Annotated in this window: 20 protein-coding genes; 9 read left to right on the forward strand and 11 right to left on the reverse strand. The window is 56.0% G+C overall.

The genetic code is table 11. The annotated features are described in order from the left end of the window. The first annotated feature begins 6 nt into the window (after nucleotides 1–6). On the forward strand, nucleotides 7–327 hold the full coding sequence (locus BUA39_RS07960) for an Hpt domain-containing protein (protein WP_072792519.1): 321 nt from the start codon (nucleotides 7–9) through the stop codon (nucleotides 325–327). Between the two features lie 15 nt (nucleotides 328–342). On the opposite strand, the gene ilvA is transcribed toward BUA39_RS07960, so the two are convergent. After that, nucleotides 343–1581 (reverse strand): threonine ammonia-lyase IlvA, encoded by a 1239-nt coding sequence (ilvA, locus tag BUA39_RS07965; protein WP_072792520.1) that lies wholly within the window; start codon nucleotides 1579–1581, stop codon nucleotides 343–345. Between the two features lie 139 nt (nucleotides 1582–1720). Here ilvA and BUA39_RS07970 point away from each other — a divergent pair, with 139 nt between their 5' ends. Then, complete coding sequence (locus BUA39_RS07970; protein ID WP_131814579.1) at nucleotides 1721–2647, forward strand: hypothetical protein; 927 nt, start codon at nucleotides 1721–1723, stop codon at nucleotides 2645–2647. Between the two features lie 56 nt (nucleotides 2648–2703). Here BUA39_RS07970 and BUA39_RS07975 read toward each other — a convergent pair whose 3' ends face one another. Continuing rightward, nucleotides 2704–3330: a hypothetical protein gene (locus BUA39_RS07975; RefSeq protein WP_131814580.1), complete on the reverse strand. Its 627-nt coding sequence runs from the start codon at nucleotides 3328–3330 to the stop codon at nucleotides 2704–2706. Nucleotides 3331–3592: 262 nt separating this feature from the next. Here BUA39_RS07975 and BUA39_RS07980 point away from each other — a divergent pair, with 262 nt between their 5' ends. Both BUA39_RS07980 and msrA read left to right on the forward strand, forming a co-directional pair. Beyond that, a complete protein-coding gene (locus tag BUA39_RS07980; protein WP_072792523.1) occupies nucleotides 3593–4822 on the forward strand; it encodes an argininosuccinate synthase in 1230 nt (409 codons plus the stop codon). A gap of 278 nt (nucleotides 4823–5100) precedes the next feature. Continuing rightward, nucleotides 5101–5718: a peptide-methionine (S)-S-oxide reductase MsrA gene (msrA, locus tag BUA39_RS07985; RefSeq protein ID WP_242648564.1), complete on the forward strand. Its 618-nt coding sequence runs from the start codon at nucleotides 5101–5103 to the stop codon at nucleotides 5716–5718. 8 nt (nucleotides 5719–5726) lie between these two features. Here the strand turns inward: msrA and BUA39_RS07990 are convergent, their stop codons facing one another. Both BUA39_RS07990 and BUA39_RS07995 read right to left on the reverse strand, forming a co-directional pair. Further along, complete coding sequence (locus tag BUA39_RS07990; protein WP_072792773.1) at nucleotides 5727–6602, reverse strand: ribokinase; 876 nt, start codon at nucleotides 6600–6602, stop codon at nucleotides 5727–5729. Nucleotides 6603–6680: 78 nt separating this feature from the next. Then, entirely contained in the window at nucleotides 6681–8936 is a 2256-nt protein-coding gene (locus tag BUA39_RS07995; protein WP_072792525.1) for an NADP-dependent malic enzyme, read from the reverse strand. A gap of 177 nt (nucleotides 8937–9113) precedes the next feature. Here BUA39_RS07995 and mutS point away from each other — a divergent pair, with 177 nt between their 5' ends. Beyond that, nucleotides 9114–11738 (forward strand): DNA mismatch repair protein MutS, encoded by a 2625-nt coding sequence (gene mutS / locus BUA39_RS08000; RefSeq protein WP_072792526.1) that lies wholly within the window; start codon nucleotides 9114–9116, stop codon nucleotides 11736–11738. A gap of 2 nt (nucleotides 11739–11740) precedes the next feature. Here the strand turns inward: mutS and BUA39_RS08005 are convergent, their stop codons facing one another. From BUA39_RS08005 to hrcA, 3 genes are read right to left on the reverse strand one after another with little or no spacing between them, the layout of a single operon-like run. Then, entirely contained in the window at nucleotides 11741–12787 is a 1047-nt protein-coding gene (locus tag BUA39_RS08005; RefSeq protein WP_084604818.1) for a TPM domain-containing protein, read from the reverse strand. Between the two features lie 59 nt (nucleotides 12788–12846). Further along, entirely contained in the window at nucleotides 12847–13401 is a 555-nt protein-coding gene (locus BUA39_RS08010; RefSeq protein ID WP_072792528.1) for a nucleotide exchange factor GrpE, read from the reverse strand. 9 nt (nucleotides 13402–13410) lie between these two features. Next, nucleotides 13411–14475 (reverse strand): heat-inducible transcriptional repressor HrcA, encoded by a 1065-nt coding sequence (gene hrcA, locus BUA39_RS08015; RefSeq protein ID WP_072792776.1) that lies wholly within the window; start codon nucleotides 14473–14475, stop codon nucleotides 13411–13413. 123 nt (nucleotides 14476–14598) lie between these two features. On the opposite strand from hrcA, the gene rph reads away from it, so the two are divergent. Genes rph through BUA39_RS08035 form a run of 4 tightly spaced genes read left to right on the forward strand, consistent with a single transcriptional unit; the run spans nucleotide 14599 to nucleotide 17443 of the window. Beyond that, nucleotides 14599–15312: a ribonuclease PH gene (gene rph, locus BUA39_RS08020; RefSeq protein ID WP_072792529.1), complete on the forward strand. Its 714-nt coding sequence runs from the start codon at nucleotides 14599–14601 to the stop codon at nucleotides 15310–15312. Beyond that, a complete protein-coding gene (rdgB, locus tag BUA39_RS08025; RefSeq protein ID WP_072792530.1) occupies nucleotides 15309–15920 on the forward strand; it encodes an RdgB/HAM1 family non-canonical purine NTP pyrophosphatase in 612 nt (203 codons plus the stop codon). The genes rph and rdgB overlap by 4 nt, the downstream gene beginning before the upstream one ends. Nucleotides 15921–15927: 7 nt before the next feature. Beyond that, complete coding sequence (hemW, locus tag BUA39_RS08030) at nucleotides 15928–17085, forward strand: radical SAM family heme chaperone HemW (protein WP_072792779.1); 1158 nt, start codon at nucleotides 15928–15930, stop codon at nucleotides 17083–17085. Nucleotides 17086–17089: 4 nt separating this feature from the next. Beyond that, the gene (locus BUA39_RS08035; protein WP_072792531.1) at nucleotides 17090–17443 is read left to right on the forward strand and encodes a YbaN family protein; all 354 of its coding nucleotides are present in this window, start codon (nucleotides 17090–17092) and stop codon (nucleotides 17441–17443) included. 21 nt (nucleotides 17444–17464) lie between these two features. On the opposite strand, the gene BUA39_RS08040 is transcribed toward BUA39_RS08035, so the two are convergent. Genes BUA39_RS08040 through mnmG form a run of 4 tightly spaced genes read right to left on the reverse strand, consistent with a single transcriptional unit; the run spans nucleotide 17465 to nucleotide 21660 of the window. After that, complete coding sequence (locus BUA39_RS08040; protein WP_072792532.1) at nucleotides 17465–18355, reverse strand: ParB/RepB/Spo0J family partition protein; 891 nt, start codon at nucleotides 18353–18355, stop codon at nucleotides 17465–17467. Nucleotides 18356–18378: 23 nt separating this feature from the next. After that, nucleotides 18379–19182 (reverse strand): ParA family protein, encoded by an 804-nt coding sequence (locus BUA39_RS08045; protein WP_072792533.1) that lies wholly within the window; start codon nucleotides 19180–19182, stop codon nucleotides 18379–18381. Further along, nucleotides 19175–19798 (reverse strand): 16S rRNA (guanine(527)-N(7))-methyltransferase RsmG, encoded by a 624-nt coding sequence (gene rsmG, locus BUA39_RS08050; RefSeq protein ID WP_072792534.1) that lies wholly within the window; start codon nucleotides 19796–19798, stop codon nucleotides 19175–19177. Before rsmG ends, BUA39_RS08045 begins: the two co-directional genes overlap by 8 nt. After that, nucleotides 19795–21660, reverse strand: coding sequence for a tRNA uridine-5-carboxymethylaminomethyl(34) synthesis enzyme MnmG (gene mnmG / locus BUA39_RS08055; RefSeq protein WP_072792780.1), 1866 nt, complete (start codon nucleotides 21658–21660; stop codon nucleotides 19795–19797). Before mnmG ends, rsmG begins: the two co-directional genes overlap by 4 nt. Between the last annotated feature and the right edge of the window lie 7 nt (nucleotides 21661–21667).

Here is a 21667-nt window from a genome sequence, read left to right on the forward strand (position 1 = left end):
GCGCCCATGATCGACTGGCCCCACGTTAGAAAGCTGCAGCAAGACGTCGGTGCAGACGATTTTTCCGAAATCGTCGCGCTATACTTTTCTGAGGTCGAAGATGCCTTTGATCGCATTCGGGAAAAGGGCCTGACCGCGACGGATATGCACCTGCTAAAGGGCAGTGCCGCGAATATGGGGTTTGTAGCCTTTTCCAAAGCCTGTCAGATCGCCGAACATGCGCTGCAAAACGCCGGGGTTGAATGTGACATCGACGCCGTCACCGACTCCTACAACGACTCGGTCAAAGACTTCTTGAACGGTTTGGAACAGGAGGCCAGCACATAGAGCACTTTTTCCTGATCAGATCAGGAACTGCGCCAGCATCTCATCATTGGTGATATCGGTATAGGTCATGCCCGCTGCATCCAAAGCGGCAAACAGCGCCGCGAAGTTTTCCGGCGCTTTGGTTTCGATACCAATCAAGACGGAACCGAAGTTGCGCGCGGATTTTTTCAAATACTCAAACCGCGCAATGTCATCCTCTGGCCCAAGGATATTCAGGAATTCCTTCAACGCACCGGGGCGCTGCGGCAGGCGCAGGATGAAGTATTTCTTCACGCCCGAATAGCGCTGCGCACGTTCTTTGACCTCTGGCAGACGCTCAAAATCAAAGTTCCCACCTGAGGTCACGCAGACCACCGTTTTACCTTTGATCTGATCGGTCACATCCGCCAATGCATCCACTGCCAAGGCCCCGGCGGGTTCCAAAACGATGCCTTCGACATTCAGCATTTCCAGCATGGTGGCGCAGATCCGATCCTCGGGCGCAGAGATCACGCGCTTGGGGTCCGTGCCCGCAAGATGTTCAAACGTCTTCTCGCCAATCCGCGCCACCGCCGCGCCATCCACGAAACCATCGACGCGCGGCAACGTCACCGGGGCGCCCGCGCTCAGGGCTGCGCGCAGGCTGGCGCCACCCGCAGGCTCCACCAGTGTGAACTGCGGTTTTGGGCCAAAGAATTCGGTCACACCAGACGCCAGCCCGCCGCCCCCAACGGGCAGGATCACATGATCTGGCACACCGCCCAACTGCTGCATGATTTCCACCGCAACCGAGGCCTGCCCCTCGATCACATCGGCGTCGTCAAAGGGCGACAGAAAGGTGCCGCCTTTTTCCGCGCAATAGGTCTGTGCGGCCTTTAGCGTGTCGTCAAAATAATCCCCGACGAGTCGCACCTCGATCGCGCCTTCCCCAAAGACTTTGGTCTTGAAAATTTTCTGCTGCGGCGTGGTCACCGGCATAAAAATCACGCCGCGTACACCGAAATATTTGCACATATAGGCGACACCCTGCGCATGGTTTCCAGCAGAGGCGCAGACAAACAAATCCCGCGTCGGATCAGCCTTCAAAACCTTGCGCATCGCATTAAATGCCCCGCGCAATTTATAGCTGCGCACCGGCGTAAGGTCTTCTCTCTTCAGGTAAATTTCAGCCTCAAATCGCTGCGACAGGTGGGCATTGCGCTGCAGAGGCGTCGGTTCAAAAACCTCCCGCATGGCAGTTTCAGCAAGACGGGCTTGGGTGCGAAAATCAGTCATGGCAGAGCATTGCCTGCGAACTTCCGCCACTGCAAGCCACGATTTTTCTTGGAACACATTTTTGCCCTCAAAACGTTATGCTTTTGCCTGCGAAATTTCGCAGACGTTAATGTCAGAAGATTTAGAAAGGCTGCAACCGATGAAACCTTTGAAGACGACACTCTCAGCTCTCGCCATTTCAGCCGTGACACTGGGCGCGGTTTCGGGCGGTGCCATTATGCTCAGCGCCGACGTTGTATATGCCAAAGGCAATGACAACGGGAACGGCGGCGGGAACGGCGGCGGAAATGGTGGTGGCAAAGACAAAAGCGACCGTGGCAATGGCAACAAAGGCAACGACAAGTCAGCGTCTAAAGGCGGTGGGTCATCGGCCAAAAAAGGCAACGGCGATGGCTTCTTTGGATTTCTGAAAAAGAAAGACAAAACAACCAAACAGCAAACAGCCAGCGTAAAGCCAAAAGCAGCCAAGGCCGAAAGTAAGCCCGAAAAAGCGGAAAACCGCGGCGCATTGGCCAGCGAACTGAAAGGCCTAAATGCCGCCCACGCCAGCCCCAACGCACTGGCCAACGCCAGCCCCAACAGTATGGTCGGCAAAGTCGCTGCCTATCAAACTGCGGTGAACAATGAAGCGGAGCGCGAGGCGCTTGAAGGTGAGTTGCTTCTGAAAGAAGAAGAACTGGCCGCCCTGATCGAAGCCTACGATGGCCGCACAAGTGAGGCCATCAATGCTGACATCCTCGCAAAGCAAACCGAACTGGATGGTCTTGATCCGGTTGCGGATGAAGCGGCCTACAATGCGCTTGTGGAGGAAATCGAAGATTTGAACGCTGAACTCGGCGGCGCGGTTGAATTCGAAACCGCCTCGTCCACTCTGGCTGATGATATCATGGGCCTTGAAACCCAGATCGAAGACCTCGGCCCAACGCCCGAAGACGCGCTGGCGATCGCAACAGACGGGCGCGAATTGTCACCCGAAGCGTTGTCCGAACTGCATCGTCTGCTGGGTCTTCCAGAGCCTGAGGTCGAAGACCTGGGTGAGCCGGAAGAAATGGCGGCGACGGAATAAACCGCCGAACATTAAAAGCAACGCCGCCCATGCCGGGCGGCGTTTTTCGTTACCAGTTAGAAGTCGCGGTTTTCGACCACAACGCCATAAATCGTGGTCAACACACTGATGCCGACCATCATGCTGATCCATGTCTGCACCATGACGAGTACAAGATAGAGGTACGTCGAAGATTCGACGGTCAACTCGACCAGCGCGCCGAAGACGCCGCTTGCGGCCGCCATCGCGATAACAAGAACCAAAATCGAACCTGAATATGGCCGCGTCGCGCGCCATGCATCCCCAATGGAAAGCGCCTCTTCGATTGCGACCGCAGGCAACGCCGGCGAAACGCGGTAGAACAGCCAAAGCCCAACAAGCGCGATGACAAGGGGCAAAACGATAGCCAAAACAAGGCTGTTTAAGCCTGAAAAAGCAAAAAATAGCGCCGCGGCGGCAACCACAGTTACAATGCCCACAATGATGGCAATCAAAACACCTTGCATGAAATAGGCGCCAACACGTCTGCCCATGAAGCTTGGGATGATGGCTCCCGAATCGTCTTCCTGGAGCACATAGCGATGCCACGCAACGGCCACCCAAGTCCCACTGAAAGTTTGCGCAATAAGATAGACGCCGATGGCCAGCCATGAAACGCCCTCGTCAGGCCCTAGCGTCGCTACGCCAGCGATTGATCCGCGCATGAAAACGCCAAATACCAACAGTACGGCAATCAGTGGCGATGAAATTCGCAGCGCGACCCGCCAGTTTCTCACAACCAATTTTATCGAATGCACAAGAATTCTCAGTCCAAGCACGTTAATCTCCCAATCTATCAAATACGTCAGACGTCGCGTTTTTACTTGGCTTTGGCAAGTGACTTCTCTCACACCGCTTGCCCCTTCGCTTAAAAAACGGTATCGGCGCTGCGTTGCCCTGCACGTTGCCCGTCTGAAGGAAAATCACATGTCCGCGCCCAAGAAAGTTGTTCTGGCCTATTCCGGTGGCCTTGATACCTCGATCATTCTGAAATGGCTGCAAACCGAATACGGTTGCGAAGTTGTCACCTTTACCGCTGACCTCGGTCAGGGCGAAGAATTGGACCCCGCACGCCAAAAAGCAGAGCTGCTGGGCATCAAGCCAGAGAACATCTTTATCGAAGACCTGCGCGAAGAATTTGTGCGCGACTTCGTTTTCCCAATGTTCCGCGCAAATGCCGTTTACGAAGGGCTTTACCTGCTGGGCACCTCCATCGCGCGCCCGCTGATTTCCCAACGACTGATCGAAATCGCCGAAGCGACTGGCGCAGATGCCGTGGCCCACGGCGCGACCGGCAAAGGCAACGATCAGGTGCGTTTCGAACTGTCAGCCTACGCGCTGAACCCAGAAATCAAAGTGATCGCCCCTTGGCGCGAATGGGATTTGACCAGCCGCACCAAACTGTTGGAATTCGCCGAAGCGCATCAGATTCCAATCGCCAAAGACAAACGTGGCGAAGCGCCGTTCTCTGTTGACGCGAACCTGCTGCACACCTCCTCGGAAGGCAAGGTTCTCGAAGATCCGGCCGTCGAAGCGCCAGAATACGTCTACCAGCGCACCGACCATCCCGAGAACGCGCCAGACTCGCCGGAATACATCGAAATCGGTTTTGAAAAAGGCGACGCCGTCAGCATCAATGGCGAAGCGATGAGCCCGGCAACGATCCTGACCCAGCTGAACGAGTATGGCCGCAAGCATGGCATCGGGCGCTTGGACTTTGTGGAAAACCGCTTTGTCGGCATGAAATCCCGCGGCATCTATGAAACCCCCGGCGGTGACATCCTGCTGGAAGCCCACCGTGGCATCGAACAGATCACCCTTGATAGTGGCGCAGGTCACCTGAAGGATTCGATCATGCCGCGCTACGCGGAACTGATCTATAACGGCTTTTGGTTCTCGCCAGAGCGTGAAATGCTGCAGGCGCTGATCGACAAAAGCCAAGAGCATGTCACCGGCACCGTGCGCCTGAAACTTTACAAAGGCTCTGCACGCACCGTTGGCCGCTGGTCGCCAAACTCGCTTTATTCCGAAGCGCATGTAACCTTTGAAGAAGACGCAGGCGCCTACGATCAAACCGATGCGGCAGGTTTCATCCAGTTGAACGCCCTGCGCCTCAAACTGATCGCCCAGCGCAACAAGCGGGTGTCTGGCAAGTAAGCCGCGCCACACAGACTATTTTAGCGAAGGCCTCTCCACCCCGGAGGGGCCTTTCATCTTTCCCCAAATACTCCTCAAATACTCTGGGGGGAGCGAAGCATTCGCTCGGAGGTAACGCCCCCAACGTGCATTTCAACGCATCACCAACGCGTGACGTCACGCGCCCGTGACTTGAGTGCCATCACCGACCTGTGCAACCTCCTCTTAACTTGAACGGAGGTTCCCCCATGGATCGTATGGCCAATTTCAAAACCTATCTGCTCGGCGGGCTGATTGCCATGGCCGCCTTGATGACCTGCGGCAAGGTACAGGCGGGCACCGAAAAGCTGATCGTTGCGGGCGGCTGTTTCTGGTGTGTGGAAAGCGACTTTGAAAGCGTCGCCGGGGTCAAAGGCGCGGTTTCGGGCTATATTGGCGGTTCCAAAGAAACGGCAGATTACAAGACGATCACCAAAGGCGGCACGGGCCATTACGAAGCGGTCGAAATCACCTTTGACAACAAGAAGGTCAGCCGGGACCAGCTGCTGCACATGTTCTTCCGCTCTGTCGATCCAACCGACGCAGGCGGGCAATTCTGTGATCGCGGCGACAGCTACCGCACGGCTATCTTTTACAAGAATGACGCCCAAAAGGCAGCGGCGACCGCCGCCAAATCTGCCGCGCAAAAGGCCTTGGGCCAAAAGATCGTGACCCCCGTACTGGCCGCCGGTCCTTTCTATAAGGCGGAAAAATACCATCAGGATTACTACAAAGGCACCAAAATCGTGCTGACGCGATTTGGTCCGAAAAAGCAATCCGAAGCCTACAAACGCTACCGTGTGGCCTGCGGCCGCGACCAGCGGGTGCAGCAACTTTGGGGCAAAGCTGCGCCCTTTGCTGCGAAATACGGCTCTTAGATCGAAGCTTAGAAAACCGCGTTCTGGACCTCTTTGAGGTCCGGAATGACATCCGCCGTGCCTTCGCGCGTGACCATCAGCGCGCCCGCCTTCATTGCCAAGCCAATCGCCTGCGCCATGGGCATGCCGCGATCCAGCCCCGCCAATAGATAGCCGGTGAAAGTATCTCCCGCCCCCGTCGTATCCACCACGTCCACCTTATGCGCGGCAAAATCTTGATCGGTGCGTTTGACGGTATTGATCCAACGGCACCCGTTTCCGCCCAGAGTGATGACAACATCCGCAACCGGCAGCGATTCTGGATTTAGCCCGGTGGCTTCGGTAAGCTGTGCGGCCTCGATTTCATTCAGTATGAGGAAATCAAGATAGGGCAGCACCGCTTGCACGGCCTCCGCATCAAAGGGCGCTGCCGCATAGGCGACATACATGCCCAGCTCATGCCCCATCTTGGCGGCATAGGCCTGTTGGTTGGTTTCATTCTGGATCAACAAGGTGTCGCCACGCGCGCTTTCACTCAGCGCTTTGCCAATCGCGCGGTCTGTGATGTCGTGATTGGCACCGGGAAAAAGCACAATTGCGTTTTCGCCGTCTTGATCCACGTTGATCACGGCATGGCCCGTCGCGACATCATCCAGCACCGCGATGTGCCGCGTATCAACACCGTACTCAAGCAACCGCTGCCGCGCCCAAGCGCCGTCTTGGCCGACGGCCCCGATATGCGACACCAGCGCCGCCGCGCGCGAGGCTGCCACCGACATATTCGCCCCTTTGCCACCCAAGCCTTTGGTTAGGCTGCGCGCCGCCAAAGTTTCGCCCGGTCCGGGCAAATGGGGGACATGGTAAAAGAGATCGGCATTGATCGAGCCAAGGTTGTAGATCGACATCAGACACTCATCATAACGGGACACCAAGACCGCCAATGTGCGGCGGTCTCAGATCGAGATCAAGCGCGAATAGGGATATCAGCCAACCTTGCAGGCTGCGAGAATCGCCATATTCACAATGTCATTTGCAGTCGAAGTGGTGGAGCAAATCTGGATCGATTGATCGACGCCTGACAAGATCGGGCCGATCACCGTCGCCCCCGCCATCTCTTGCATCAACTTGGTAGAGATGCTGGCCGAATGGCGCGCGGGCACCACAAGGATGTTGGCCGGACCGGTCAAGCGCTGGAACGGGTAAGCCTCCTGCGAGGCGGTGTTCAGCGCCACATCTACGGCCATTTCGCCTTCGTATTCGAAATCCACACCGCGCTTATCAAGCACACGCGGTGCAAGATGCATCTTTTCAGCGCGTTCAGACACCGGGTAGCCAAAAGTCGAGAAGCTGACAAATGCCACGCGCGGTTCTAGTCCCATGTGCCGCGCGACGCCTGCGCAGCGCTCTGCAATATTGGCGAGGTCCACTTCGTTTGGCCATTCATGCACCAATGTGTCCGAGATCAAGACCACGCGCCCATTGTGCAAAATCGCGGTCACGCCGACAGCCCCCGCTTCGGCATCGGCGTCAAAGACGTGGTTGATCAGTTCCATCACATGTGCCGACTTCCGGGTCGCGCCTGTAACCAAACCGTCGCCATGCCCATGCGCCAACATCAGCGCCGCAAAGACGTGCCGGTCGCGCGCCGCAAGGCGGTGCACATCGTGCCGATCGTACCCTTTGCGCTGCAGGCGCTTGTACAAGAAATCTTTGTAAGACCGCAGATGCATGGTGTTGGCAGCGTTGACAACTTCCAGTTCACCCACCGCGTCTTCCAACCCAGCGGCTGTCAGTTTTTCAGCGACATCCGCCTCGCGGCCCACAACCAGCGCCTTGCCCAAACCGTTGCGTTGATAGGTCACCGCCGCGCGCAATACCCGCGGGTCGTCACCTTCGGCAAAGATCATCCGCGCCTGCGCATTCCGCGCCCGCGCGTTCAGATTGCGCAGCATATTGGCGGTTGGGTCCATGCGGGATTTCAGATTGGCTTCATAGCCATCCATATCCACAATCGGCCGGCGCGAAACGCCGGTGTCCATCCCGGCCCGCGCAACCGCCGGCGGAATACGGTGGATCAAACGCGGATCAAATGGCGTCGGAATAATATAGTCCCGGCCAAAGGCCAGCTTACGTCCGTAAGCCATCGCGACCTCATCCGGCACGTCTTCGCGTGCAAGATCGGCAAGCGCCTCTGCGCAGGCGATTTTCATCTCGTCATTGATGGCGCGCGCGTGAATGTCCAAGGCCCCCCGGAACAGGTAAGGGAAACCAAGAACGTTATTCACCTGGTTCGGATAATCCGAGCGTCCGGTCGCGACAATCGCGTCTTCGCGCACGGCATGGGCTTCCTCGGGGGTAATTTCCGGGTCCGGGTTCGCCATGGCAAAAATCACCGGATCTTTGGCCATGCTTTCCACCATCTCTGCCGTCACCGCGCCCTTGACGGACACGCCTAGGAACACGTCGGCACCTTTCATGGCGTCTTCCAATGTGCGCAATTCGGTCTTGATCGCATGCGCCGATTTCCATTGGTTCATACCTTCGGTGCGACCTTGATAGATCACGCCCTTGGTGTCGCAAACGATGCAATTGTCATGCTGCGCGCCCATAGATTTCAAAAGCTCGATACAGGCGATGCCTGCCGCGCCAGCGCCGTTCAGAACAATCTTTACGTCTTCGATCTTTTTGCCAGATATTTTCAGCGCATTGATCAACCCCGCCGCACAGATCACGGCCGTGCCGTGCTGATCGTCGTGGAAAACCGGGATGTCCATCTCTTCCTTGAGGCGCTGTTCAATGATGAAACATTCGGGCGCCTTGATGTCTTCAAGGTTGATCCCACCAAAGGTCGGCCCCATAAGTTTCACGGCCTGACAAAAGGCATCGGGGTCTTCGGTGTCCAGTTCGATGTCGATCGAATTCACGTCGGCAAACCGTTTGAACAGAACAGCCTTGCCTTCCATGACCGGCTTTGACCCAAGCGCTCCGAGGTTCCCTAGCCCCAAAACCGCCGTCCCGTTTGAAATCACAGCCACAAGGTTGCCCTTGTTGGTATAGTCATAGGCCGTCGACGGATCCGCCGCGATTTCCTCACATGGGACAGCCACCCCGGGCGAATAGGCCAAGGAAAGGTCGCGTTGTGTTGTCATCGGCACGGTGGCCTTGATTTCGAACTTGCCGGGCGTGGGCTCCAGGTGGAATGCCAGTGCTTCTTCGCGGGTCACTTTGGTCTTTGTCATCGGGTCAATCCTTTAGGCGTCTCTTGCTCTTAGACAAGCAACAGGTGGGTCTCAACATGTTAGCGCCGAAACCCTTTGCGATTTCACCTTTCGCCCCCCGTCTCTCGTTTGCTACACCACGTGGAATACCATTTGGGGGAACCGGCCGTGAATACTGCCAAACCTGCTGTCACTCCAATGATGGCACAATATCTGGAAATCAAAGCGTCGCACCCGGATGCCTTGCTGTTCTACCGGATGGGCGATTTCTATGAGATGTTTTTTGACGACGCCGTCGCCGCGGCAGAGGCCTTGGACATCGCGCTGACCAAACGCGGCAAGCACGACGGCAATGAAATTCCCATGTGTGGTGTCCCGCATCACGCAGCCGAAGGTTATTTCCTGACGCTCATTCGCAAGGGATTTCGTGTCGCGGTTTGCGAGCAGATGGAAAGCCCGGCAGAGGCCAAAAAGCGTGGCTACAAAGCTGTAGTGCGGCGCGAAGTTGTGCGCCTCGTCACACCGGGCACGTTGACCGAAGACTCATTACTGGACGCCCGCCGCCACAACTTTCTGGCCGCCTTCGCGCAGGTCCGGGATGAGGCGGCTTTGGCCTGGGCTGACATTTCGACCGGTGCATTGCACGTGATGACCCTTCCCGTGGTCCGTTTGGGCGCAGAGCTTGCCCGCCTTGCGCCGTCAGAATTGCTGGTGGCCGAAGGATCAGAGGCGGATTTGGCTGAAATAGTCTCTGATATGGGCGTTGCGATGACAGAGGTATCGCGTGGATCATTTGACAGCACGGTGGCCGGAAAACGGGTTGCCGCGCTGTTTGGCACGCAGGATTTGGATGCCTTCGGCAGCTTTGCACGCCCTGAAGTTGGCGCGCTTGGGGCCATCGTCGACTATCTGGAGATCACCCAAAAAGGCAAACTGCCGCTTTTGCGTCCCCCGGTCAAAGAACTGACCGGCGGCAGCATGCAAATTGATGCGGCCACTCGGCGCAATCTTGAACTGACGCATTCTTTGTCAGGTGGCCGATCTGGCACCCTGTTGGCGACGATTGACCGAACGGTCACCTCGGCAGGCGCACGGCTGCTCGAGCGGCGGCTTTCCTCGCCCTCTTTGTCACTTGAGGCGATCACAAGCCGCCAAGAGGCCGTGACCTTCTGCATTGAAAACGCCCATCTGGCGCGCGAATTGCGGGACCAATTGCGCAAAGTGCCCGATCTGGACCGCGCGCTGTCACGTTTGGCGCTGGATCGGGGCGGACCGCGGGATATGGCTGCTATCCGCAATGGGCTGACGCAGGCTACGCAGATTTGCGCGTTGCTGGGCAGCTCTGACCTGCCCCCTGTGCTATCAGACACGCTGGCCAATCTGCAGGGTCACGATGGTCTTCTGACATTGCTTGATGAGGCCTTGGTCGCCGACCCGCCCTTGCTGTCCCGAGACGGCGGTTTCATCGCGCCGGGTTATGATGGCGACCTTGATGATGCGCGCAAATTACGCGACGAGGGCCGCAGCGTGATTGCGGGACTACAATCTCAGTACAGCGACTTTACCGGTATCCAGTCCCTGAAGATCAAACACAACAACGTGCTTGGTTATTTCATCGAGACAACCGCGAAACACGCCGACACAATGATGTCGGCCCCGCTATCAGAAACTTTCATTCACCGCCAAACCACCGCCAATCAGGTGCGTTTCACCACGGTCGAATTGTCCGAGCTTGAAACCAAGATCCTAAACGCAGGAAGCAACGCGCTAGAGATCGAAAAACGGCTCTATTCCAGCCTAAGACAGGCAATTCTCGACAAGTCGGCGCAGGTTTCCGCGGCCTCGCGGGCGCTGGCGGAACTAGATTTGCAAGCGGCGCTGGCCGATCTGGCGACGGCAGAAAACTGGACCCTGCCCGAGGTGAACAACAGCCGCGATTTTGACATCGTGGGCGGCCGTCACCCGGTGGTCGAAGCTGCCTTGCGCAAGCAATCCGGCGCGCCTTTTGTGGCCAACGATTGCGATCTTTCCGGCGGGGATGCCGCCAGTATCTGGTTGCTGACGGGTCCGAACATGGCGGGTAAATCGACCTTTCTGCGCCAAAATGCCTTGATAGCCTTGCTTGCCCAAATGGGCAGCTACGTCCCAGCCGAGACCGCCAAAATCGGCATCGTCAGCCAATTGTTTTCCCGCGTTGGGGCATCAGATGATCTGGCGCGCGGGCGCTCGACCTTCATGGTTGAAATGGTCGAAACGGCTGCGATCCTCAATCAATCTCACGACCGCGCGCTGGTGATCCTTGATGAAATCGGGCGCGGCACCGCGACCTATGACGGCCTATCGATTGCATGGGCTACCCTAGAGTATTTGCACGACGTCAACCAATGCCGCGCGCTTTTCGCGACGCATTATCACGAGATGACCGCGCTGGCCGGGAAGCTGTCTGGCGTTGAAAACGCCACGGTGACGGTCAAGGAATTTGAAGGCGAAGTGATCTTTCTGCACGAAGTCAAACGCGGCGCGGCAGATCGCAGCTATGGTGTGCAGGTCGCGCAATTGGCGGGCCTCCCCGCCGCGGTCATCAACCGTGCGCGCGACGTTTTGGACATGCTGGAAAAGAACGAACGCGAAGGCGGCTCACAAAAGGCACTGATTGACGACTTGCCCCTTTTTGCGGTCGCGCCGGAACCCACAGCGCCGCCCAAAACAGGCCCCTCGCCCATTGATCAACGCCTCGCAGAGATCATCCCAGATGACCTAACCCCCCGAGAGGCCTTGGATTTTCTCTATGAACTCAAAGGCTTGTCAATGTCAGGCGACTGATCTCACCAACTCCCGCTGGCCCCGCCGCCAGACGATGACCCGCCGCCAAAGCTACCTGAAGACGACGAAGACGAGCTTTTTAACTTCTTCGGTATGGTGACATGGGTGTGGTAGCGGTCATCACAATGTTTGCAGTGGTAATCGACCCGTTTCAGGCCGGTGCTGGATGTTGTTGCATGTTCAAGGATGGTCGATTCCCCCTCTAGCGTGCGGAAATTGCACGTCCGGCAGGCGCCAAAGCCAGAGAACCACGATTTGTAACTTTCAATCGTCCGGTGATCACATTGATCACACAGCCACACGTCATAATCGACGCTTTTCAACCGTTCTTCGAGTTTCTGTCCGTCCTTCAGATATGTGTCGTCCTCAAGTTCGCCGACACGCTGCATCTTTGTCCCATCGATCGGGCAGATCCGCGGTTTGTTACGCTTCCAGCGGCGAAACAAACGATAGCCAAGGCCGGCGACAAAAGCATAAAACACCGCGATCCAATCGCCAATCACGCCCAAGCCGAAAGAAAGCCGGTTCAATAGCTTTTCAAAGAAGCTCGCATTGAACTCACCGGGCCAGGACCCGCCCACTTCGTGGATGATGGCATCGACCCCACGGTTGATGCCTTTCTCATATTCGTCATCACGAAACAGCGGCACGATCTTGTCGTCAATGATCGCCGCCATGGCAGCATCCTTGCTGTCTCCATAGCCCGCGCCGACCTCAATCCGCATGACGCGATCCAATCGCGACACAAGAAACATGACCCCATCATTGCGCGCAGCGTCGCCGACGCCCCAGTAGTTGAACAACCCGGTGGCGAAGGGTTCAATCGCTCCGTCATGGCCGTAATCGCTCATTCGGTCGATGATCACGACGGTGAATTCAATATCTGTTTCTGTTCGAAGTTCCTTCAGCTTTTCACGAATGACCTCTTCTTCTTCGACGCTCAGAAGAGAGGCGAAGTCATTCACATAGGGTTCGGTGTAATCAGGATAAGTCTGCGCCCATGCCACTGTGGCGGTGAGCCAAAGAATACCAATTAACAGATACCGCAAAGAAAAAGCCCCCGAATGTTTGGGGGCTTTGTAGCAGAATTTTCAGAATTTGTAGAGGCTTAGCCGACCATAGAGCTAACGCCAACCTGCGCAGGGCGCAGCAGGCGGTCATGCAGCATAAAGCCTTCGGCGGAAACCTGAATGATCTCACCCGCTTTGGTGCCCGGCACCGGCGCTTCGAACATGGCTTCGTGCTGGTTCGGGTCAAACTTGTCACCGACTTCCGGCGCGATGATTTCCAGCCCGTGCTTTTTGAACACGTTCAGCAGCTCACGCATGGTCAATTCAATGCCTTCGATCACAGCAGGCGCAGCGGCCTTTTGTTCGTCGGTGATGGCTTCCATCGCGCGTTTCATATTGTCGTAAACCGGCAACATGTCGCGCGCCAGACGCGAACCGCCGTACATTTCGGCATCGCGGCGGGCCTTGTCGCCCCTCTTGCGCGCGTTTTCGGCATCCGCCAGGGCGCGCATCCAGCGATCTTTGTATTCGTCGCGTTCTGCCTTCAGCTCATCCAATGCGATGGCTTCATCTTCCAACTCATCCAGGTCCTGAAGCTCTGCTTCGGCTTCAGCGATATCATCCAGAAAATCGTCTTCTTTTGGCTCTGCCATATCTCACCTCTAGGTCCGATCGGAAATCAATTTCCCAACCAGCTGCGCCGTATAATCCACTATCGGCACGATGCGTCCATAGTTCAGGCGCTTGGGTCCGATAACCCCAACAGCACCCACAATCTTACGATCAGCGTTCATATATGGAGAGACCACCAAAGAGGAACCCGAAAGTGAAAAAAGTTTGTTCTCAGAGCCAATAAAAATGCGCACGCCGTCGCCTTGATCAGCCAATTCAAGGAATTCGGCAATATCACGCTTGCGTTCAAGGTCATCAAACAGGGTTCGAATACGCTCCAACTCCTCTTCGCCCTGCGCATCACCCAGCAAATTGGACCGTCCGCGCACGATGAGTCGCTCTTGGCTGCTGCCATCTTCGGCCCAGACGGCCAAACCACTATCAATCAGTGCCCGAGAGAGTTGGTCAATTTCCTGCCGGCGGCGGCTGATCTCATCGCGAATCACGGTTTGCAATTCAGATAGCGTGCGCCCTTCGATCAGGGCATTCAGGAAATTCGCCGCCTCCCGCATGCTGCTGGGGGTTTGACCCGGCGGCGGGGTAAAAAGACGGTTTTCGACATGCCCATCGGCCATGACCAGAACAACCAAAGCGCGGTCCTGCGCCAAGCTGACAAATTCAATATGTTTGATCGGCGCTTCGTGTTTCGGGGCCAGAACCAAAGACGCGCCTTGGGTGACGCCTGACAAAGCGGAACCAACCCGATCCAGCATCGAGCCGACATCACCCGCGTTTTTGCCAAGGGTTTCGTCGATCTTTTGCTGATCATCGCGGTCCAGATCGCGCACTTCCAGCAAGCCATCGACAAACATACGCAATCCCAATTGCGACGGGATGCGCCCGGCGCTGACATGCGGGGAATCAAGCAGGCCAAGAAACTCAAGGTCCTGCATCACGTTGCGAATGGTGGCCGCGCTGATCTTTTCTGAAAAGTCGCGGGTCAGCGTCCGGGACCCCACAGGATCACCCGTCGCCAAATAGCCTTCGACCACCCGCCGAAACACCTCCCGGCTGCGGTCGTTCATTTCACCTAGGATGTCATTACGCTCGCTCATCTGGACACTTACTTTAGACCGCCGCGACCGCGCCACAAGCAGAAAGGTCAATCGGGCTTGCCATTCGCCCGCCCTGCCCTGTATCCCATGCCCAAACTGTTATCCCGATCAAAGGAATTTCCCATGCGCCCTTCTGGCCGTCAGCTGAACGAAATGCGTGCCGTGTCGATTGAGACAAATGTCACCAAACACGCCGAAGGCTCTTGCCTGATCAAGATGGGCGACACCCACGTGCTGTGCACAGCCACTTTGGAAGAACGCGTGCCGCCGTTCATCAAAGGGTCTGGTCTGGGTTGGGTCACAGCGGAATACGGCATGCTCCCGCGCTCGACATCTTCCCGCATGCGGCGCGAAGCGGCGGCCGGTAAACAAGGTGGTCGTACAGTTGAAATTCAACGGCTGATCGGTCGTGCATTGCGTGCGGGTGTGGATCGTGTCGCCTTGGGCGAACGCCAGATCACCATTGACTGCGACGTGATCCAAGCAGACGGCGGCACCCGTTGCGCATCCATCACGGGAGGCTGGGTCGCCCTGCGTCTGGCGTTGAACAAACTGCTGAAAACCGGCGCAATCACCTCTGATCCGCTGATCTCTCCGGTCGCGGCGATTTCCTGCGGCATTTACGCAGGCCAGCCGGTTCTTGATCTGGACTATCCAGAAGATTCCGAAGCCGGCGTTGATGGCAACTTCATCATGCTCGGCAACAAAACCCTGATCGAAGTGCAGATGAGCGCCGAAGGCTCTGTTTTCTCCCGCGATCAGATGAATGAACTGATGGACCTTGCAGAGAAAGGCGTTGAAGAACTCGCCGCCGCGCAGTTGGAAGCCACTGCATGACCCGCAAGTTTAATGGCGACCGTCTTTTGGTCGCCACCCACAACAAAGGCAAGCTGGCCGAGATTACAGAAATCTTGGCACCCCACGGCGTGACGGTTGTGGGCGCCGGGGACATGAACCTGCCCGAACCGGAAGAAACCGAAGATACTTTTGTCGGCAACGCACGGATCAAGGCGCATGCGGCTGCCAAAGCCACCGGACTGCCAGCGCTTGCAGATGACAGCGGCATCACCATCGACGCGTTGAACGGCGCGCCGGGCGTCTACACCGCAGACTGGGCCGAAACCGAAAATGGCCGCGATTTCATGTTGGCGATGACACACGCCAATGATGAAATCACGGCCATTGGTCCAGACGCCCCACGCACCGCGCAATTCCGTTGCACCCTGGTGTTGGCTTGGCCAGACGGACACGACGAAGTCTTCGAAGGCGTGATGCCGGGATCGCTGACTTGGCCCATCCGTGGCGAAGGTGGCTTTGGCTATGACCCGATGTTTGTCCCTGAAGGTTTGGACATCACCTGCGCCGAAATGGACAAAGCCGAGAAAAATAAGATCAGTCACCGTGGACGTGCGCTGCAAGCCTTTGTGGCAGGCTGCTTTGGCTGAGGCCAACATAGACCCAGACTGGCAATCTGGTGGCTTTGGCCTTTATATCCACTGGCCCTTTTGTCAGGCCAAGTGTCCCTATTGCGACTTCAACTCTCACGTTTCGAGAAAAATAGATCAAAAACAATGGCTTAACGCTTATCTGGCTGAATTGGACCGCGTCGGATCAGAAACTTACGGTCGCGTACTGAACTCGGTTTTCTTTGGCGGCGGTACCCCGTCTTTAATGGACCCGGACGTGGTTGCAGAAATCCTCGCAAAGGTCCGCACGCTCTGGCCCGCAGCCAACGATCTTGAAGTCACGCTCGAAGCGAACCCCGGATCCGTCGAAGCCGGACGTTTCGCTGCTTACCGCCAAGGTGGGGTCAGCCGGGTCTCGATGGGCGTTCAAGCTTTGAATGATCGCGACCTACAACGGCTTGGTCGCATTCATACCGTCGACGAAGCCAAGGCGGCATTTGAGATTGCGCGCACCACTTTCGACCGTGTGAGCTTTGATCTGATCTACGCCCGGCAAGACCAAATTTTGGACGCATGGAAAACGGAATTGCGCGAGGCGCTTTCCATGGCGATCGACCACCTGTCGCTTTATCAACTGACCATTGAAACCGGCACCGCCTTTGGCGACCGCTACGCAAAAGGCAAATTGCGCGGCCTGCCCGAAGATGATCTCGCCGCCGACATGTACCAAGTGACGGGCAACATCTGCGCCGAGGCTGGGCTTGAAGGCTACGAAGTCTCGAACTACGCCAAGCCCGGATCGGAAAGTCGGCACAACCTGATCTATTGGCGCTACGGCGACTACATCGGCATCGGCCCGGGCGCACATGGGCGCCTCACCCTGAACGGCCAACGCTTCGCCACAGAATGCTGGCGCAACCCGACAAAATGGATGGAAGCCGTCGAAAGCCAAAACGCCGAAAACATCCGTCGCCCAATCCCGCTGGTCGATCAAGCCGACGAAATGATGATGATGGGCCTGCGCCTGTCCGAAGGTGTTGATCTGCGCCGGTGGGAGAAATTGTCGGGTCGCTCTTTACATCCTGACCGACTGACCCATCTGCAAGAGATCGGCATGATCCGTCAATCAGGCGATCGGCTTTTTGCAACGCGTGACGGACGTATGGTGCTAAACACCCTCCTGGCCGAAATATTGATGGAATAACGATATGAGGTATATCTGGGCACTCGCGGGACTAATCTCTGTATCTTTGGGCGTTCTGGGCATCCTCTTGCCGCTTCTGCCCACCGTACCCTTCTTACTTCTCGCTGCATTCTGCTTTGCCAGAGGCTCTGAGCGTTTGCATGCATGGATGCTGTCCCATCCCCGCCTTGGCCCTCCGATCCACAATTGGCAACAAAGTGGCTCCATCAGTCGAATGGCAAAAAAAATGGCCACGCTCTCTGTCGTGGCCGTTTTCGGGCTGTCTTGGGTGATCGGACTAAAGCCAACAGTCTTGGTTATTCAAGCGGTGACGCTAACTTGCGTTATGATCTTCATCTGGAGCCGCCCAGACGCATAAAGCGTCTCTAACGCGCCTAAATCACTGCGAAGTCAGGATGCGGCACAACTCGTCCAACTGCTCCATATCTTTGTATTTGATGGTGATCTGCCCAGATTCACCGCCTGCCTTGTGGTCAATTTGCACGGCCATACCAAGATTGGCAGACAAATCGCCCTCAAGCGCCTTGGTGTCTGCATCCTTCACAGGCTTTGGTTTTTTCGGTTTCTCCAAATCACCAGAGGCATATTTCTTCACCAACGCCTCAGTTGCACGCACTGACAGGCCTTCGTTCACGATCCGCTTTGCAATAACCTGCGCATGATCAGAGGTGATCAGTGCCCGCGCGTGGCCAGAGCTCAACTTACCTTCTTCCACAAGGTCCTGAATATCCTGTGGCAGGTTCAGCAAACGCAACAAGTTCGCAATGTGACTGCGGCTTTTGCCAAGTGCCTTGGACATCGCCTCTTGGGTATGGCCAAACTTCTCCATCAGCTGACGATATCCGGCGGCCTCTTCAACAGGGTTCAGATCAGACCGTTGTATGTTTTCAATGATCGCGATTTCCAGAACTTCGGTATCGTTAAAGTCCCGCACGATCACCGGCAGCTCATGCAACTGCGCCTTTTGAGACGCGCGCCAGCGGCGTTCGCCAGCAACAATCTCATATTTGCCATCCGACTTTTCGCGCACGATCAAGGGCTGAATTACGCCCTTTTCGCGGATCGAATTCGCCAGGTCTTCCAAATGCTCTGGGTCAAACCGACGGCGCGGCTGATCAGGATTTGGTTCAATGTTTTCAATTGGAACCAACAAATCAGGTCTGCGCGGTTCATCCGCGTTTGGGGCCGTTTTCGGGGCCTCATTCACATCCGCCATCAACGCAGACAATCCGCGTCCCAATCCCCGGGATTTGATTCTATTCTCGGCCATGCTCGCCCCCCAAATGACTATTCTTATGCAATGGCGCCGAAATGCTTATCCAGCATCTCCCGCGCGAGGGCGCGATAGGCTTCGGCCCCTTTTGAATTTGGATCATACTGCAAAACCGGCTGCGCGAAAGAGGGTGCCTCGGAAACCCTAACATTTCGTGGAATGCGCGTTGAATAAACCAGCTCCCCCAAATTATCGCGCGCGTCTTCTTCAACCTGTTGTGACAGATTATTGCGCGCATCGAACATCGTAAGCACGACGCCCTCAATCCGCAGATCGGGGTTTGCCGTCTGGCGCACCTCACGCACTGTCAACATCAACTGTGACAGACCCTCTAGGGCAAAGAACTCACTTTGTAGCGGTATCAACACAGAATGCGCCGCAACCATCGCGTTCACAGTCAGCAAATTCAAAGACGGCGGACAGTCGATCAGGATGTAATCCCAATCAAACGCATCCATCGCTGGTTGGCGCAGGGCATCGTGCAACAAGAAGGACCGCTTTTCGTTCGCCATCAGTTCCATATCGGCCGAACTTAGGTCAACGGTGGCAGGCACGATACCAAACCCCTCTGAGTCGAGCATCTGAATGACCTCAGGCAGCGCAACATCGCCCAAAATCAGATCGTATGTGGTATAGCGCCGTTCGTCGACGCCAAGGCCAGTAGAAGCGTTCCCCTGCGGATCAAGATCGACCAGCAATACACGAACGCCTTCTTCGACCAGAGCTGCTGCAAGGTTGATGGTTGTTGTGGTTTTCCCCACGCCGCCTTTTTGATTGGCAACCGCGATGATTTTTGGCCCGCTGCCTCGTATCGGATCAGACACGCGTAATATCCCCGACTTTCAGAATAACTGCACCCTCTTGGGTTTCACTTTTAATGGCCTCAGCCTGAAATGACCACGATTTCTCAGCGACTTGCACTTCTTTTTTCCAATTCACGCCCTTTGAGAACAGCGCCGTGCCATCTGCCTTCAAATGCCGCTCAGAGAAAGAAAATAGCGTATTAAGATCCGCAAGTGCGCGGGCAGAAATAACGTCTACTTGGGCGGGATCAGCCAATTCGATGCGCTTTGTGATGACGGATGCCGTTACCCCCGTCTCCCGCAGGACCGTGCGCAGAAAGGTGCACTTGCGTGTATCGCTCTCCATCATCGTCACTTTCCATGGTCGCTTTTGTTCAGCGTTCAAGATTGCTACGACAAGTCCAGGAAACCCTCCGCCACTCCCGATGTCCAGCCATGATCCGCCCTGTGCTGGCATCAGATCGAACAATTGTGCGGAATCAAGAATATGCCGCTTCCAAAGATCAACGAGCGTTGACTGTGCGACAAGATTGATCTTTGGGTTCCATTTTTGAAGAAGGTCGGACAGAGTCGCCAGGCGCTCCAATGTTTCACGTGAAACATCCAGGCGTGCTGTGGCAGAACTTGGAACTGTCATGCAGATTTTTCCTGACGCTTACGTTGGCGCAGTTTTGCCAGGAGCAATGTCAACGCCGCAGGGGTCATGCCATCCACACGCGCTGCCTGGGCAAGATTCGCTGGTGTTGCGCGGGACAACTTCAGTTTGAGCTCGTTCGAAAGACCCTCGATATCATCATATTTGAAATCTTTGGGGATCGGCTGCGCTTCGTCCCGGCGCACCGCTTCCACATCACTTTGCTGCCGTTGGATATAGTTCGCGTAGAGCGCATCTCGCGAAATCTGCTCTTGAATACTCGGTTCAATGTCCAAAAACTCGGGGTCCAATCGCACCAAATCGGAAAAAGAAATGTCAGGAAACGCCAACAATTGAAAAGCGCTGCGGCGCTGACCATCATTGTTCACGGAAAGGCCTGCGGTATTCGCCTGTTTCGGCGTGAACGTCTTGGTCTCCAATAGCCTCCGCGCGCGGGAGAGGCTTTCTTGCTTCTCGCTAAACACCTGTCTGCGTTGATCACCAACAAGACCAAGATCAATTCCCGTTGGAGTTAAGCGTTGATCTGCGTTGTCAGCCCGCAAGGAAAGACGGAATTCCGCACGAGAAGTAAACATGCGATAGGGTTCCGTTACACCGCGCGTGATCAGATCGTCGATCATTACGCCGATGTAGCTATCAGAACGCCCGAAATGGTGAGGGTCCTGCCCTTTCGCTGACCGCGCAGCATTCAGACCTGCGACCAGGCCCTGTGCCGCGGCTTCCTCATATCCTGTGGTCCCATTGATTTGACCCGCCAGGTATAGTCCTGGCACGTCACGCAACTGCAGGTCGGCTGCCAAACAGCGCGGGTCTACATAATCATATTCAATGGCATAGCCCGGTTGAAGGATCTTGGCATCCTCCAAGCCAAAAATCGAATGCACATACGCGTCTTGAACATCAACTGGCAGCGATGTTGAGATGCCATTTGGATAAACGGTGTAATCGTCTGCACCTTCCGGCTCCAAGAACACCTGATGCGAGGTTTTGTCTGCAAAACGCACGACCTTGTCTTCAATAGACGGGCAATACCGCGGCCCAATTCCATCGATGTGACCGCCGTACATTGCGGATCTATCCAGATTTTTGCGGATCAGCTCATGGGTCGCTTCATTCGTATGCGTGATTCCGCAGGAAATCTGGGGCGCAGTCACCGACCTGGACAAGAACGAAAACAGCACTGGGTCATCATCGCCTGGCTGACTATCCAGCAGGTCCCATTTGATCGTGCGCCCATCCAATCGTGGCGGTGTGCCTGTCTTCAATCGCCCAAGGCGAAGACCAAAACTATCAATTCGTTCTGCAAGTTTAACCGAAGGCTTATCGCCCATCCGCCCGCCCGGCTTTGAAACATCGCCGATATGGATGACGCCTCGTAAAAATGTTCCGGTGGTCAACACAACCCCGTGGGATCTGATTTCCGAGCCATCTGCGAGGACAATGCCGCTGACACGTTCGCCCTCCATGATAAAGTCGGTTGCTTCGCCTTCAATAATCGTCAGATTTGGGCAGCTTTGCATTTCTCGCAGCATTTCAGCGCGATAGATCTTACGATCCGCTTGCGCGCGCGGGCCTTGAACTGCAGGACCTTTGCGTCGGTTCAAAAGACGGAACTGAATGCCAGCAAGATCGGCGACGCGGCCCATGACGCCATCTAAAGCGTCAATCTCACGTACAAGGTGTCCTTTGCCCAATCCACCGATTGCCGGATTGCAGGACATAACGCCAATCCCGCTCATGGTCAGTGTCACCAGTGCGGTTTTTGCACCTGTCCGCGCAGCGGCGTGGGCTGCGTCGCACCCAGCGTGCCCTCCCCCAACAACGATGACGTCAAAATGTTTCACGTGAAAC

Origin of the sequence: Cognatishimia maritima, assembly GCF_900129685.1 — a bacterium.
Classification (GTDB): domain Bacteria; phylum Pseudomonadota; class Alphaproteobacteria; order Rhodobacterales; family Rhodobacteraceae; genus Cognatishimia; species Cognatishimia maritima.